This window comes from Nocardia stercoris, from assembly GCF_003696265.1.
Lineage (GTDB): Bacteria > Actinomycetota > Actinomycetes > Mycobacteriales > Mycobacteriaceae > Nocardia > Nocardia stercoris.
On the sequence record NZ_RFFH01000015.1, the window covers coordinates 28,155 to 42,720 of the forward strand.

Below are 14,566 nucleotides of genomic sequence, written 5' to 3' on the forward strand. Positions count from 1 at the left end.
TGCCATGTCGCAGGGGGACTTGACGCCCCGAAAAGGGCGATGCCCCGATCGCGGCGGATCGGGGCATCACACGGGACGGATCAGGACTTGGCCGGTGTCGAGCCCGCGTCGACCGGCGCGCTGACCGCGACGGTGCCGTTCTGCTTGAAGTTGAAGGTCACCGGGTAGGTGAGGCCCGGGGTGACGTCGCGGTGCAGACCGCTGATCTCCACCAGGACGACGGCGTCGCCGGAGCCGGTGTCGGCGGCGACCTTGCCGGGCGCCGCGGCGACGACGGCCTTGAGCGGCGGCACGTCGACGGTGGCGGGGGTGAGCTTGACGTCGCCCAGGTCGCTCTTGATGCTGGTCAGCTGGTCGGCAACCGAACCGCTCTGGTTGGTGACGGTGAACGCCAGCACGGCCTTGCCGCCGGAGGTGTTGGTGTAGTCGGCGGACTGCGGGGTCAGAATCCGGACGTCACGCAGCGCGAGCTGGCCGATGTCAGCGGTATTGCCGTTCACTGCCGACTGCTGCGAGGCGGTCTGCGAGATCTGACCGGCACCGCATCCCGACAGCGCGAGCGCCGCACCGGCGGCGAGTGCGGCAACCGCGAGCGCACGCCGCACGACGGGCCGCTTCGACGCTGTGGTGGCATTCAGGGCAGTCACGGGTTGTCCTCCATGTCGACCGGGTTCACTCCACGATGGAGAGTAGTTGTTACGCAGCGTAGTAGTCGCGGATGCGCGCGCCGCGTCGGGTATGACTTTTTCGCTCGCGTTCCCGCGCTCGCGCGCCGCGCGGACGGGGGCGCGCCCGGCGGAGACTGGGACCAATGGGACGACACGCCCGGCTCCGGCGGTCCTGGAGTCCCCGCTTCGAGCCTCACATACCGCGCGCCGCGCTGCTTTTAGCACATCTGCGCCGCGCGCAATCCCGTTCGGGCACAACAGAATGCACACGCTTGCTGTTCTGTCAAGCCCTCGGGTGCGCCAACTGTGGCCCTGACCTGCACCGTTGATCGCACTGTTACCGACTCGCATGTTAAACTGTGAGCATCGAAAGGGGCACGGGACACATGATTTTTAAGGTCGGAGACACCGTCGTTTACCCCCACCACGGAGCGGCGCTGATCGAAGCTATCGAGACCCGAACCATCAAGGGAGTTCAAAAGGAGTACCTGGTCCTGAAGGTCGCACAGGGCGACCTGACGGTCCGCGTTCCCGCCGAGAACGCGGAATATGTCGGCGTCCGCGACGTCGTCGGCCAGGAAGGTCTCGACCGGGTGTTCCAGGTGCTCCGCGCACCTCACACCGAAGAACCGACCAACTGGTCTCGTCGCTACAAGGCCAACCTCGAGAAGTTGGCCTCCGGCGACGTGAACAAGGTTGCCGAGGTCGTGCGCGACCTCTGGCGTCGCGAACAGGACCGCGGCCTGTCCGCGGGCGAGAAGCGCATGCTGGCCAAGGCCCGCCAGATCCTCGTCGGTGAGCTCGCGCTCGCCGAGGGAACTGACGACGTCCGCGCCGACTCGCTGCTCGACGAGGTCCTCGCGGCGGCTTCCTGACAGTGACGCCTACGCACGACTCGGGTCGAGTCGTCGCGCTGGTCCCTGCCGCCGGCCAAGGCGTGCGTCTGGGTGCTTCGATGCCCAAAGCGTTCGTCCCGGTCGGCGGCAGTCCCATGCTCACTCTGGCCGTCGACGGCCTGATTGCCTCGGGGGTCGTGGACCACGTGGTGATCATGGTCCCGGCCGAACTCGTATCGACCACCGCAGCCCTGCTCGACCGTGCCCAGAGCAGCGCAGCCCCCGAGATCCCGGTCACCGTGGTGGCCGGAGGGTCCGAACGCACCGATTCGGTGCGCGCCGGCCTCGCCGCCGCCCCCGACGCCGCCCTGGTCCTGGTGCACGACGCCGCCCGGGCACTGACTCCGCCCGCGCTCGTCGCCCAGGTCGTCGCCGCGCTGCGCGCCGGACACCGAGCCGTCGTGCCGGGCCTGCCGGTGGCCGACACCATCAAGTCGGTCGACGCTTCCGGCGTGGTCACCGGTACCCCCGATCGTGCCGCGCTGCGCGCGATCCAGACCCCGCAGGGCTTCGACGCCGAACTGCTGCGCGCGGCCTACGCCCTGGACGTGCCCGCCACCGACGACGCCGGTCTGGTCGAGTTGCTCGGTGCGCAGGTGCACGTCGTGCCCGGTGACCCGCGCGCCTTCAAGATCACCACACCACTCGACCTGCACCTGGCCACCAGCCTGCTCGCAGACGACCGGGTCGCGGCAGGCATGATGGAGCGGCCATGACTGCCCCCACCACCCTCGCCCCGGCCGAACTGCGGAATTTGCGCGTCGGCAACGGCACCGACGTCCACCCGATCGAAGCGGGCCGCCCCTGCTGGATGGCCGGGCTGCTGTTCGAGGGCGAGAACGGCTGCGCCGGACACTCCGACGGGGACGTCGCCGTGCACGCGCTGTGCGACGCGCTCCTGTCGGCGGCGAGCCTGGGCGACCTGGGCAAGATCTTCGGCACCGGCCGCCCGGAACGCGCCGGCATCACCGGCGCCGCCATGCTGTCCGAGGTGCGTGACCTGCTGGCCGGATCCGGCTACCTCGTGCTCAACGCCTCGGTCCAGGTCATCGGCAACCGGCCCAAGATCGGCCCGCGCCGCGACGAGGCCCAGCAGGTGCTCACCGAACTGCTCGGCGCGCCCGTCTCGGTCTCCGGCACCACCACCGACGGGCTCGGGCTCACCGGCCGCGGCGAGGGTGTGGCGGCCGTGGCCACCGCACTGCTCTACCGATGTAGCTGAGCCGGCCGGGCGGATCCGTCCCTCGCCCGCATCTCCGATGCGTGTCATCGCGGTCCGCCGATCGCGGTGAGTTCCCAAGTGCGCCACGGACCGTGGCCCTACGGCCCGTACGCTGCACACATCCACTTTCACCACACTCGTTTCCGATAGCTAGGATGGCTGGTCGTGACTCTGCGCCTGTTCGATACCGAGACGCGGACCCTGCGTGACTTCACGCCGTCGGTCCCCGGCAAGGCATCGATTTACCTCTGTGGCGCCACCGTGCAGGGTGAGCCGCACATCGGCCACGTCCGCAGCGGCGTCGCGTTCGACGTGCTGCGGCGCTGGCTCGCCGCCAACGGCTTCGATGTGGCCTTCATCCGCAACGTCACCGATATCGACGACAAGATCCTGAACAAGGCCGCCGCGGCCGGCCGCCCCTGGTGGGAGTGGGCGGCCACGCACGAGCGCGCCTTCGACGCCGCCTACGACGCGCTCGGGGTGCTGCCGCCGTCGGCGCAGCCGCGGGCGACCGGCTTCATCACCCAGATGGTGGAGCTGATGCAGCGGTTGATCGATCGCGGGCACGCCTACGCCGCCGACGGCAACGTCTACTTCGATGTGCGCAGCTACCCCAGCTACGGCGAACTGTCCGGGCAGAAGCTCGACGACGTGCAGCAGGGTGAGGGCGCCGGCACCGGCAAGCGCGACCAGCGCGACTTCACCATGTGGAAGGCCGCCAAGCCCGGTGAGCCGACCTGGCCGTCGCCGTGGGGCCCGGGCCGGCCCGGCTGGCACCTGGAATGCTCGGCCATGGCCGAGTACTTCCTCGGCGCCGAGTTCGACATCCATTGCGGCGGTGTGGATCTGGTGTTCCCGCACCACGAGAACGAGATCGCTCAGTCCAAGGCGGCGGGCGACAGTTTCGCGCGCTACTGGCTGCACAACGGCTGGGTGACACTGGGCGGCGAGAAGATGTCGAAGTCGCTGGGCAACACCCTGTCCGTGCCGAACATGCTGAAAACCGTTCGCGCCGTGGAACTTCGGTACTACCTGGGCAGCGCGCACTTCGCGTCGATGCTGGAGTACTCCGAGCAGGCACTCACCGACGCCGCCGCCACCTACCGGCGGCTCGAGGCGTTCGTGCAGCGGGTCGCCGACCGGCACGGCGACGTTCCGGTCGGCAAGTGGACCGACACGTTCGCCGAGGCGCTCGACGACAACCTCGCGGTACCGCGGGCCCTCGCCGAGATCCACCGCGTGGTCCACGAGGGCAACAAGGCACTCGAGTCCGGCGACGCCGACACCGCGCGGGAGCTGGCCGGCCGGACCCGCGCCATGCTCGCGATCCTCGGCGTCGACCCGCTCGACCCGCACTGGGCGAGCGGCCGGGACTCCGCGGCCGCCACGAACGCCCTCGACGTCCTGGTCCGCGCCGAACTCGACCGGCGCGCACAGGCGCGAGCGGACAAGGATTGGACGGCGGCCGACGCCGTCCGCGACCGCCTGAACACGGCCGGGGTCGAGGTCACCGACACCCCCGCCGGCCCGGAATGGTCACTGAGCGGAAAGGGCTGACCGATGGCAGGTAACTCACAGCGCAAAGGGGCCGTCCGCAAGAAGAACGGGGGCAAGAAGGGCGCGGTCGTCGGCTCCGGCGGTCAGCGCCGCAAGGGGCTCGAGGGCCGGGGCGCCACGCCCAAGGCGACCGACCGCCCGTACCACCCGGCCGCCAAGCGGGCCAAGGCTGCCGCGAAAGCGGCTGCCAGTCAAAGCAATTCGCGATCGCGAGTAGCCAGCCGGCGCGCCGAGGACGGCCCGGAGCTGGTGCTCGGCCGCAACCCGGTCGTGGAGTGCCTGCGCGCCGGCGTGCCGGCCACCGCGCTGTTCGTGGCCGTCGGCACCGAGAACGACGACCGGCTCAGCGAATCCGTGCAGCGCGCCGCGGACCTCGGCATCTCGATCCTGGAGGTGCCGCGCACCGACCTGGACAAGATGAGCACCAACGGCATGCACCAGGGCGTGGCCCTGCAGGTGCCGCCGTATCGCTACGAGCACCCGGACGATCTGTTGGAAGCCGCTCGGCGGGCACCGAATCCGGCGCTGCTGGTCGCGATGGACCACATCACCGACCCGCGCAACCTCGGCGCGGTGATCCGTTCCGTGGCGGCGTTCGGCGGGCACGGTGTGGTGATCCCGCAGCGGCGCAGTGCGAGCGTCACCGCGGTGGCCTGGCGGACCAGCGCCGGCGCGGCCGCCCGGCTGCCGGTCGCGCGTGCCACGAATTTGACTCGCACACTGAAGGATTGGGCGAACGCCGGGATGCAGATCGTCGGCCTCGACGCCGGCGGCGACACCAGCCTGGACGAATTCGACGGCACCGCACCGACGGTCATCGTCGTCGGCTCCGAGGGCAAGGGCCTGTCGCGGCTGGTGCGCGAGACCTGCGACAGCATCCTGAGCATTCCGATGGCCGGACCGGTGGAGTCGCTGAACGCGTCGGTGGCGGCGGGCGTGGTGCTCGCCGACATCGCCCGCCAGCGTCGCTGACCCACAACGCGGCGCCGCGGGCAACGACCTCGGCGCCGCGTTCGGAGCGTTCACCGCACCACCGCTCGCCGCGGAACGCGCACGCGCCCGAAGCACTACGGCGATCCGCTCGGAGTGTTGCCCGTGATCGCGGCTTTCGCTGCGCGTCAACGACGTTCGGCGTCCGGATCGCCTTACAATTCGGGATATGTTCCCCGAGTACTTCGAAGCGCTGAACGACGAGCCGATCGGTCAGCCGATCGAGCACCCGCACGCGACGACCGTGTTGCTCGTGGGCGCATTGAGCCTGTTCTGTTGTGGCGCACTGGGTCCCGTCGCCTGGGTGATGGGTCGCCGGGCGCTCGACGAGATCGAGCGGTCCGGCGGCGCGTACGGTGGGCGCTCCCAGGTAATGACGGGTTACATCCTCGGCATCATCGGCACCTGCCTGATGGTCGCGATCGCCGGGCTGTACCTGCTGATGGGGTGCTCGCACCGCTGAACGGACCGGCCGAGCATCGCTGAACGGTCAGTCGAGTACCGCTGAACGGTCAGTCGAGTACCGCTGAACGGTCAGTCGAGCACCGCTGAACGATCAGTCGAGCACCGGCCGTTCGGTGTCGGTGACGGCCTGATCGCCCGCGAGACCCCACGCGGGCCACTCCTGCGCGACGCTGCCGGTCCACTTCGGCGGGCGGCGGTCACGTAGCGCGGCCATGCCTTCCCGGCCGTCCACGCTCTCCGCCACATAGCCGGTGAGGTCGCGTTCGAGGCGGCCGACCGCGGCGGCGCTCATGTCCAGCCCCTCCCACAGCATCCGCTTGGACAGCGCGACGGGAAGCGGCGCCGAACCGCCGGCGATGTCGTGTGCGACGGCCAGCGCGGTCGGCAGCACCTCCGAGGAGGGCAGCGCGGCATTGGCCAGGCCCATCGCCTGCGCCTCCTCGCCGTCGAAGGTGCGGCCGGTCAGCAGGATATCGGCGGCATTGGCCATCCCGATCAGCCGCGGCAGCGTCCAGTGCGCGTACCCGCCGGCCACCGCCGACCGCCGCACCTGGTTCAGGCCGTACACCGCGTCGGTGGCCATGTATCGCAGGTCGCACTGCAACGCGAGCGCCAGCCCGATCCCGACCGCATGCCCGTTGACGGCCGCGATCACCGGTTTGCGGACCTGCCACGGCGGCGGTTCCACCTCGCCGGTGACCTCACCGACGGGCAGCGACAGGTCGGCGCCGGCACAGAACGCGGGCGGGGTTCCGGTGATCACCACGGCGCGGATCGTGTCCTCGGTATCGCAGCGGCGCAGTGCGGCGCCGAGTTCGGCCGCCATCACCGGGGTGAAGGCGTTCTGCTGCGCCGGCCGGTTGAGGGTGAGCACAGCGATCCCGCCGGAGACGTCGACGTGCAGTTCCGAACTCATACGTCGGAATCCTAGCTTCGAAGCCGACCCGCCGCCGACATCCCCGGATCTAGCGCAGCACCTCGCGCCCGATCGCCCACTTGTGGACCTCGGTCGGGCCGTCGTACAACCGGAACGCCCGCATATCGCGGAAGATCATCTCGACGACGGTTTCGTCGCTGATCCCGATGCCCCCGAGAATCTGCACACACCGGTCGGCGACCTTGAACAGTTCCTCGGAGACGAACGACTTCGCGATCGAGCTCTCGTGCCGGGCCCGTTCACCGTTGTCCAGCAGCCAGCAGGCGTGCCAGATGCCGAGCCGGCAGTGGTGCAACGCGATCTCGTTGTCCGCCAACAGGAACGACACACCCTCGTGCTCGCCCAGCGTCTTGCCGAAAGCCGTTCGGGTCTTGGCGTATTCGGTGGCGATGTGCTGGGCGCGCCCGGCGGCCCCCAGCCAGCGCATGCAGTGTGTGAGTCGGGCGGGCGCCAGCCGCAGCTGGGCGTAGCGCAGCGCCGCACCGGCCTCGCCGAGCAGGGCCGACGCCGGCAGCCGCAGGTTCTCGAAGCGGACCACGGCGTGCCCGCCCACATAGTTGCGGTCCATGGTGTTCATGACGCGCTCGATCACGATGCCGGGCGCGTCGCCCTCAGCGAGGAACAGGGTCGGGCCCGCGGGCAGGAACGGATTCGGGGCCAGCCGGGCCATGACGATCCAGGTCAGCGCACCGTCGGCGCCGGTGATCAGCCATTTGCGGCCGTTGATCGTGAAGGTCTCGCCGTCGAAGACCGCCTCGGTGGCGAGCTGAGCCGGGTCCGAGCCGGCCCCCCCGGGTTCGGTCATGGCGAACACCGAGCGGCGACGGCCGTTGACCAACGGGGTCAGATGTGCCTCGACCTGGTCGGGATCCGCGATCTTCGAACAGCAGGAACATGTTGCCCTCGTCGGGTGCCGCGCAGTTCATCGCGACCGGGCCGAGTGTGGACCAGCCCGCGGCCTCGTACAGCACGGCCTGCTCGATGTGCGAAAGGCCCAGTCCGCCGAGCTCTTCGGGCGCCTGGATGGTGAGCAGCCCCTCGCCGCGCGCGATCTCGACCAGCTCCTGACGCAGTTCGCTGGTGGGGCCGTGGACGGTGACGCGTGGATCCCGTTCGTAGGGCACGATCCGGTCGACCACGAATTCCCGGATCCGATCGCGCATGTCGGCCAAATCAGCGGAAATCGAGAAATCGATCATGCCCGGCCTCCCCGAGTCGTGGGCTGCGCGCGCAATGTTACGCGCCGGAACCGGGGGCGGTCACCGTGCGCAGGAACTTCTCCACCTCCACCCGGTACTCCTGTGGACGGTCGTCGTGGACGAGATGCCCGGCCCCGGCGATCACCACGTGGCGGGCGTGCGGGCTCGATTCGCCCATGGTCCGCATCTGGCCCGCGGGAGTGATGGTGTGTTCGCCCTCCAACAGCAGGACGGGCACCCGCACCGCACGCCATTCGGTCCAGAAGTCGCGGGTACCCCACTCCTCGGAGATCCGGCGGAACGTCTCGATCTCGCCGTGCAGCCGGTAGCCGTCGGGTCCGGGGGTGAACGAGTTCAGGAAGTAGCGGCCGGCGACCGGGCCGAAGAAGTCCACGACGGCGTCTGCGTCGGGGAACGGCTGCGGCCAGCCGGCGACCAGGGTGGCCCAGTCGTCGGCGGTGCGGCCCTGGAAGTCGGGGGCCATGTCCTCCACCACCAGCGCCCGCACCCGACCCGGGTGGCGGGCGGTGAGCACCCAGCCGTGCAGGCCGCCCATCGAGTGGCCGATCACGATCATCGGTTCGGTGATCGTGGCGGTGGCGGCGGCCAGGTCGTCGACGAACGCCTCGGTGGTGAGATCGTCGGGGGCCGGGCGGCCGTGTCCGGCGGCGTCGAAGGTGTACACGTGCCCCAAGTCGCGCAGCCAGTCCAGTTGCGACCGCCAGGTCCGGGCGCTGCCCATCAGTCCGTGCAGCAGCAGGATCGGCACCCCGGTGCCGCCCTCGTCGTGGAGCACCTGCTCGACCACCTCTCGGGTACGCGGCGCATCGGATGCGCGGCTGTTTCTCGCGCCCGGCCGTTTTCCGCGCACGCCTATTCGGACACTACCGATTCCCAGAAATCGGTGTACGTCTGTTCGTAGCGGACGCCGAGGTCGAGCACGCGGCGCCGGGCGGCGGCCGCGGGGTCGTCCGGGTCGAGCGCGGCCCGGCGCTGGCGGTAGTCGTCCAGCCAGGCGCGGTGCTGGGCGGCCCGGGCCGCGGCGAACGCGCGTATGTCGCTGTCGTCGACGAGGTCGATGAAGGTCAGTTTCAACAGGGCCGGGTCGCGGTTCTCCGGCGGTTCGGTGTCGGGGTCGGTGAGCCAGGACGGCAAGATCTGCCACGCCACGGCGGTCTTCGACGACGTCACCCTGCTGCGTCAGATCGGTGGCAGCCTCTGACCCGGGCCGCGCGGGGTCTAGCCTGTGGTCATGGCTGTTGTGAAGATCAATGCGATCGAGGTGCCCGAGGGCGCCGGACCCGAGCTGGAGAAGCGGTTCGCGCACCGCGCCCACGCGGTGGAGAACTCGCCCGGATTCCTGGGCTTCCAGCTGCTCCGCCCGGTCGCGGGCGAGAACCGCTATTTCGTGGTCACGCAGTGGGACTCCGAGGAATCCTTCGACGCGTGGCGCAACGGCCCGGCTAAGGAGGCACACGCCGGGCAGCACAACCCCAAGCCCGTCTCGACCGGCGCGTCGCTGCTGGAGTTCGAGGTCGTGCTGGACGTGGCCGGAAAGGCCACGGAGAACTGAAACCCGCGACCGTCGGCCGCTCCGACGGTCAGCGGACGAAAAAATGGTCGTCTACCCCCGGATTCCGCGGGTAGGCGACCATTTTCGTAGCGTCAGGCCGCGAAGGACGCGTCGAGCTCGATCACGTCGACCCCGGCCAGCGCCTTGCTGATCGGGCAGCCGGCCTTCGCGGCGGCCGCGGCAGCCAGGAAACCGGCCTCGTCGATGCCGTCGGCGCGCCCGACCACGGTGAGCACGATCTTGCTGATCCGGAATCCACCGGCCGGGTCCGGGCCCAGGGTGACGTCCGCGGTCACGTCCAGCGACTGCGGCGTACCGCCGGCATTGCCGATCTCGGCCGACAGCGCCATCGCGTAGCACGAGGAGTGCGCCGCCGCGACCAGCTCTTCCGGGCTGGTGGTCCCGTCGGCGTTGTCGGCCGCCCGCTTCGGGAACGACACGTCGTACTTACCGACACCGGAGCTGGCCAGCTCCACCTGCCCGGAACCGTCCTGCAGCCCCCCGGTCCAAGCGGTGCGCGCGGTACGTGTTGCCATCACAGTCCTTTCGAAAGACTCGTCGCGAAGGGCGAACTCCCTTCCGCACGAAACCTACTCCGAACCCCGATACCCGGCTCGACACCCGCGCAGCGCACTGCTGACCGCGTTCTTCGACTATGCGGCAGAACATGATTCCGGCGCCGCTGTCTCCTTCTCGCGCGCGGCGCGGCCTTACACGGCTCCGCCGAGCAGTCCGATTCCGCCCAGCAGCGAGACGGCGAGCACCGCGGTCCGCGCGGCCTTCGCCGGCAGGCGCGGCGCCAGCAGCATCCCGGCGGTGCCGAGGGCGAGGGCGGCCAGCTCCGGCGGCGAGGGGAGGACGAGACCGACGGCGAAGGCAGTGACGAGGTTCTGCAGGACGAAGAAGGCGTACAGGTTGCCGCGAGTGGTCTCGGGTGGCCAGTCGGCGTTGGCGGCGTAGAGGCCGATCGGCGGTCCGCCGACGCCGCCCACCACGTTGAGCAGCGCGCTCGCGGCGCCGGCAGCCAAGGCACCCGACGGCCGGCGCAGCCAGGTCCAGCGGACGCCCGAAGCGAGTACCGCGACAGCGGCGATCACGCCGATCCCGGCGGCCGGGGCCAGCCACCGCGCGTCCACTCCGCGCAGCGCGAGGGCGACCAGAGGGGTGCAGAGCAGGGTCGGAACCAGCAGCCGCGCTACCTCACCCGGACGGGCATACCGGCCGTCGCGCAGCAACGGCACCAGCGAACACAGCGTGGCGAGCGTCAGGGTCAGGGCGACACCCTCGTGCGGTCCGCGCCAGAGGATCATCGCGGGCGCGGCGATCAGCGAGAAGCCCATACCGGTCGCCGATTGCGCCAGCGCGCCGAGCAATACCCCGGCGAGCGCGAGCAGTTCGAGGTTCCCCATCACGCGGCCACCGGGTCTAGCCGGTAGCGACGCTGGAACAGCCAGGCGACGGCCATGAGGCCGGCCGGTAGCACGGTGAAGCCCAGTAGCAAGGCGGCATGTGCGGTACCGGACTGCGCGACCACGGCGTCACCGGTGGTGGACACGAATCCGGCCGAAGCCAGGACGGCCGCATACAGATACGGGCCGACTGCGGTGCCGGTGGCCTCCGTCGCGGTCCACACGCCGGTGTACGCACCGGCCCGGGCGGCACCGCGCGCCTCGGCGGCAGCCACCGCGTCGGGCAGCATCGAGAAGGCGAGCAGCTGCAGCCCGGCGAACGCGGCACCCATCACGACCACCACGGCAGCGGTGACGGCCGGTCCGGCAACGCCGCCGACCGGCAACGTCAGTGATCCGGCCAGGAATGCCAACTGGCACAGTAGAAGTCCGCGCTGCTTGCCGATCCGGCGGGAAACCCGCAACCAGATCGGCGCCGCCAGCGTGGCGGGCACCAGGAACGCGCCCATCATCAGCGCGGTGAAACTCTTGTCGTGCAACACATAACGGGCGTAGAACGGCACCCCCGCCAGGAAGAGATGCGTGGTCGTATTCGTGCACAGGTAGGAGAGCAGCAGCGCCCGGAACTCCCGATCACGCCAGGCCGCACGGACATCCGCGAGCACCGAGTGCCGATGGTCGTCCGGCAACCGGATGCCGCTGCGCTCGGTCAGCCGCCGCACACCGACGAGCCCGAGCAGTGCCGAGACCACCAGCACCCCGGCCAGCAACAGCGCCATCCTCGCGTAGGCGGCACTGCCACCCGCGGCCACCAGCGCCGGCGCCGCGACGCCCGCGCCGAGCAGGCCCAGCATCAGGAAGACCATCCGGAAGGTGAAAACCCTTGTGCGCTCGTGATAGTCGATGCGCAGGTCGGAGGGGGTGGTCAGATAGGGCACCTGGAAGCAGGCGAACAGGAGGTTGCCGGCGACGTAGCAGCCGCCCACCCACAGCGCCGCGCCCGTCCCGGTGAGGCCGCCCGGCACGGTGAACAAGGCCACCCAGGCGACCGCCAACAGCAGCCCCCAGTACAGCATGCCCCGCCGGTGCCCGCTGCGGCGCGCCTGTCGGTCCGAGAGCGACCCGAGCAACGGATGGACAACCACATCGAGGAGCTTCGGCAGCAGTAGGGTGAGCCCGGCCAGAAAGGCTGGGACACCGAGGATTTGGGTGAGGAAGTAGAGCAGAAGCAGGCCCGGGACAGTGACCCACAGCCCCATCCCGACCGATCCGGCGCCGTAGCGACACAGATCGGCGGAAGAAGGTTCGGTCTCGGCTACCGAAGTCTGCGGTGTGGCGCTCACCGCCGGTCTCGATGCCGCCGGACGACACCGGCCGCAAGTTCGGCGCCTTCGAACGCACCGTTGCGCGCGCGAGCGGCCAGCGTGCGGGCAATGATCCGATCGGTCACCCACGGCAGGTGGCGGGCCAGGAAGAACTCCACCGCGCCACGCCGCGTGGTGCTCAGGTCCCGGTGCACGCGCTTGCTCGAGCCGGCCCGCAGCACCGTGTCGATCACGCCGTCCAGCGGCTCGTAGCTGCTCATCCCCTCCAGCGAGAGTCCTGCCGCGGCAGTCGAATCGTGGATCGGACTGCGCACCGCGGACGGGTAGACGCAGGTCACGCCGACGTGGGTGCCGAGTTCCAGGCGCAGCGCGTCCGCGTAGGCGACCAGCGCGCGCTTGGACGCGCCGTAAGCGGCGGCGAGCGGCAGCTGCATGACGGCCATCCGCGAGGAGACCATGACGATCCGGCCGCGGGACTCGACCAATGCGTCCACGCAGGCAGCGGTCACCCGCCAGGCGCCGAGCAGGTTGATGTCGAGCTGACGGCGCACCTCGGCGCCCGGCGGCAGCGCGGCGGGAGCGGGACCTCCGATCCCGGCATTGTTGATCAGCAGGTCGAGACCACCGAGCCGTTCGACGGCGGCCGCGACCGCGCGCGGAACATCGATGTCGTCGGTGAGGTCGCAGGCGAGGACCTCGACTGGGTCGTCGGGGCGCGGCGCCACATCCAGGCCGACGACGTGGGCGCCCATCGCCGCCAGCCGGCCGCAGATCGCGCGGCCGAAGGTGCCGGAGGCGCCGGTCACCAGGACGCGCAGGCCGTGGGGATCGCGGAGCCCCTTACCGGTGGCGGCGGTCATGCGTTGCTCCTGTCCTGGTCCGGACCGGAGAGCCGGCCCGATTCGGTTGTGGCGGAATCGGTTCGGTCGTGCGAGGCGAACGGGCGCGCACCGCGCCGGAACCGGGCCCGCCCGGCCGTGATCTCGCGCGGCACCTCGGCGACGTATCTGTCGAAATCGATCCGCATCGCCGGTCGATGCTCGCCCCAGCGTTCCCGTGCCGCACGCAGCGCCCGGTCGACAGCCCGCCGCTGCTCGGCGGCGGTGGGCAGGGCGTAGCGGCCGGCGTAGTAGGCCGCGGCCAGTTTCGCTTGCGCCTCGACGACGGGCAGCGCCGCCCCGGTCGACTGCATGAGCCCTACGAAGGCGAGGCTCGGATCGTCGAGGTGGAAGACCCGCTGGTACAGCGGCAACTGTTCCGGGTCGGCGCCCAGCCAACGCTGCGACAGGAACGGGATCGTTACCCGATAGCCGGTCGCCCACACGATCACGTCCACGAGTTCCGTTGTGCCGTCGCGGAATACGACCTGATCCCCGTCCAGCCGGTCGATGCCGGGGCGGGGCGCGACCTCACCGTGGGTGAGTCGGTGCAGGATGGTGTCGCTGATCGTCGGGTGATTCTGGAACAGCCCTCCGGCCGGCGCGGGCAACCCGTAGCTCTGCGGGGTGCCGACAGCCAGCTTCAGCATGGTCTCGGCGAGCCGCTGCCGCAGCCGCCAGGGCAGGGCGGCCAGCACCCCACCGGTGGCATCGGCCGGACGGCCGAACAGGTACTTGGGCACGATGTGCACCCCGCGGCGGGCCGACAGCAGCACCGGGCCGTTCGATACATAGGAGGCGTCCACCGCGATGTCCATCGCCGAGTTGCCCATGCCGACGACCAGTACGCGGCGATTCCGGAAGACCTCCGGGTCGCGGTAGTCGTGGGCGTGCAGCTGCTCGCCGGTGAACTCGCCCGGGTAGCCAGGCTCGGGCAGCCGCGGGTCCCAGTTGTGGCCGTTGGCGACGATCACCGCGTCGAAGCGGTCCACGTCGTCCCCGGCCGTGACCACCCACCCGTCGTCGGTGCGTTCCACCGAGGTGACAGTGGTGCCGAAGCGGATGTGCTCGGTGAGCCCGAAGGTCGCGCAGTAGTCGGCGAGATACCAGGCGATCAGGTCGGCGGACGGGTAGTCCGGCCAGTGCCGCGGCATCGGGAAGCCGGCGAACTGGGTGCGGCCCTTGCTGGTGTTCAGGTGCAGCGAGGGGTAAGCGGCGGACAAGCCGCTGGTGTTGCCCCGCACCCACAGACCGCCGGGCCGATCGCCCTGCTCATAGCCGACAGCCGCGACGCCCGCAGCCAGCAGTTCCTTCACGGCGGCCAGGCCGGCCGCTCCCGCGCCGATCACGGCGACGCGCGGTGGGTGCATGCTGCTTCTCCTCGGACCCGGGGCTTTCCGTCCGCTGGATCCTGTTCCCTCGCGACGATCGCCGTTGTAGCTGCAGC

General features: G+C 70.3%; 16 protein-coding genes and 1 pseudogene. 7 read left to right on the plus strand and 10 right to left on the minus strand.

What is annotated here, in order from left to right:
* Positions 1–80: 80 nt before the first annotated feature.
* A complete protein-coding gene (locus tag EBN03_RS26200; RefSeq protein ID WP_233608652.1) occupies positions 81–647 on the minus strand; it encodes a copper chaperone PCu(A)C in 567 nt (188 codons plus the stop codon).
* A 407-nt stretch (positions 648–1,054) separates the two neighbouring features.
* Between EBN03_RS26200 and EBN03_RS26205 the strand changes: the two genes are divergently transcribed.
* The 6 genes from EBN03_RS26205 (at position 1,055) to EBN03_RS26230 (ending at position 5,796) form a co-directional block, all read left to right on the plus strand.
* Positions 1,055–1,543: a CarD family transcriptional regulator gene (locus EBN03_RS26205; RefSeq protein WP_122190809.1), complete on the plus strand. Its 489-nt coding sequence runs from the start codon at positions 1,055–1,057 to the stop codon at positions 1,541–1,543.
* A gap of 2 nt (positions 1,544–1,545) precedes the next feature.
* Complete coding sequence (gene ispD / locus EBN03_RS26210; RefSeq protein ID WP_122190810.1) at positions 1,546–2,280, plus strand: 2-C-methyl-D-erythritol 4-phosphate cytidylyltransferase; 735 nt, start codon at positions 1,546–1,548, stop codon at positions 2,278–2,280.
* A 38-nt stretch (positions 2,281–2,318) separates the two neighbouring features.
* Positions 2,319–2,786, plus strand: coding sequence for a 2-C-methyl-D-erythritol 2,4-cyclodiphosphate synthase (ispF, locus tag EBN03_RS26215; protein WP_122190915.1), 468 nt, complete (start codon positions 2,319–2,321; stop codon positions 2,784–2,786).
* A gap of 165 nt (positions 2,787–2,951) precedes the next feature.
* Complete coding sequence (gene cysS, locus EBN03_RS26220; protein ID WP_122190811.1) at positions 2,952–4,343, plus strand: cysteine--tRNA ligase; 1,392 nt, start codon at positions 2,952–2,954, stop codon at positions 4,341–4,343.
* Positions 4,344–4,346: 3 nt separating this feature from the next.
* Entirely contained in the window at positions 4,347–5,315 is a 969-nt protein-coding gene (gene rlmB / locus EBN03_RS26225) for a 23S rRNA (guanosine(2251)-2'-O)-methyltransferase RlmB (RefSeq protein WP_122190812.1), read from the plus strand.
* Positions 5,316–5,502: 187 nt separating this feature from the next.
* Positions 5,503–5,796 (plus strand): DUF4190 domain-containing protein, encoded by a 294-nt coding sequence (locus tag EBN03_RS26230; RefSeq protein ID WP_122190813.1) that lies wholly within the window; start codon positions 5,503–5,505, stop codon positions 5,794–5,796.
* A 93-nt stretch (positions 5,797–5,889) separates the two neighbouring features.
* On the opposite strand, the gene EBN03_RS26235 is transcribed toward EBN03_RS26230, so the two are convergent.
* The 4 genes and pseudogenes from EBN03_RS26235 to EBN03_RS26250 all read right to left on the minus strand — a co-directional run bounded on the left by EBN03_RS26235 (position 5,890) and on the right by EBN03_RS26250 (position 9,125).
* Positions 5,890–6,714 (minus strand): enoyl-CoA hydratase/isomerase family protein, encoded by an 825-nt coding sequence (locus EBN03_RS26235; RefSeq protein WP_122190814.1) that lies wholly within the window; start codon positions 6,712–6,714, stop codon positions 5,890–5,892.
* A gap of 49 nt (positions 6,715–6,763) precedes the next feature.
* Positions 6,764–7,934 (minus strand): annotated as a pseudogene (locus EBN03_RS26240) (acyl-CoA dehydrogenase family protein).
* A 37-nt stretch (positions 7,935–7,971) separates the two neighbouring features.
* Entirely contained in the window at positions 7,972–8,730 is a 759-nt protein-coding gene (locus EBN03_RS26245; protein WP_122190916.1) for an alpha/beta fold hydrolase, read from the minus strand.
* Positions 8,731–8,807: 77 nt separating this feature from the next.
* Positions 8,808–9,125 (minus strand): hypothetical protein, encoded by a 318-nt coding sequence (locus tag EBN03_RS26250; protein WP_122190815.1) that lies wholly within the window; start codon positions 9,123–9,125, stop codon positions 8,808–8,810.
* Between the two features lie 61 nt (positions 9,126–9,186).
* On the opposite strand from EBN03_RS26250, the gene mhuD reads away from it, so the two are divergent.
* Entirely contained in the window at positions 9,187–9,507 is a 321-nt protein-coding gene (mhuD, locus tag EBN03_RS26255; protein WP_122190816.1) for a mycobilin-forming heme oxygenase MhuD, read from the plus strand.
* A gap of 92 nt (positions 9,508–9,599) precedes the next feature.
* On the opposite strand, the gene EBN03_RS26260 is transcribed toward mhuD, so the two are convergent.
* The 5 genes from EBN03_RS26260 to EBN03_RS26280 form a co-directional block, all read right to left on the minus strand.
* Positions 9,600–10,043, minus strand: a complete 444-nt coding sequence (locus EBN03_RS26260) for an OsmC family peroxiredoxin (RefSeq protein ID WP_122190817.1) — start codon at positions 10,041–10,043, stop codon at positions 9,600–9,602.
* Positions 10,044–10,217: 174 nt separating this feature from the next.
* A complete protein-coding gene (locus tag EBN03_RS26265) occupies positions 10,218–10,916 on the minus strand; it encodes a TSUP family transporter (RefSeq protein ID WP_122190818.1) in 699 nt (232 codons plus the stop codon).
* Positions 10,916–12,370 (minus strand): MFS transporter, encoded by a 1,455-nt coding sequence (locus EBN03_RS26270; protein WP_325052094.1) that lies wholly within the window; start codon positions 12,368–12,370, stop codon positions 10,916–10,918. The genes EBN03_RS26265 and EBN03_RS26270 overlap by 1 nt, the downstream gene beginning before the upstream one ends.
* Positions 12,256–13,101, minus strand: a complete 846-nt coding sequence (locus EBN03_RS26275; protein ID WP_122190819.1) for an SDR family NAD(P)-dependent oxidoreductase — start codon at positions 13,099–13,101, stop codon at positions 12,256–12,258. The genes EBN03_RS26270 and EBN03_RS26275 overlap by 115 nt, the downstream gene beginning before the upstream one ends.
* Positions 13,098–14,489, minus strand: a complete 1,392-nt coding sequence (locus EBN03_RS26280) for a flavin-containing monooxygenase (protein ID WP_122190820.1) — start codon at positions 14,487–14,489, stop codon at positions 13,098–13,100. Before EBN03_RS26280 ends, EBN03_RS26275 begins: the two co-directional genes overlap by 4 nt.
* Between the last annotated feature and the right edge of the window lie 77 nt (positions 14,490–14,566).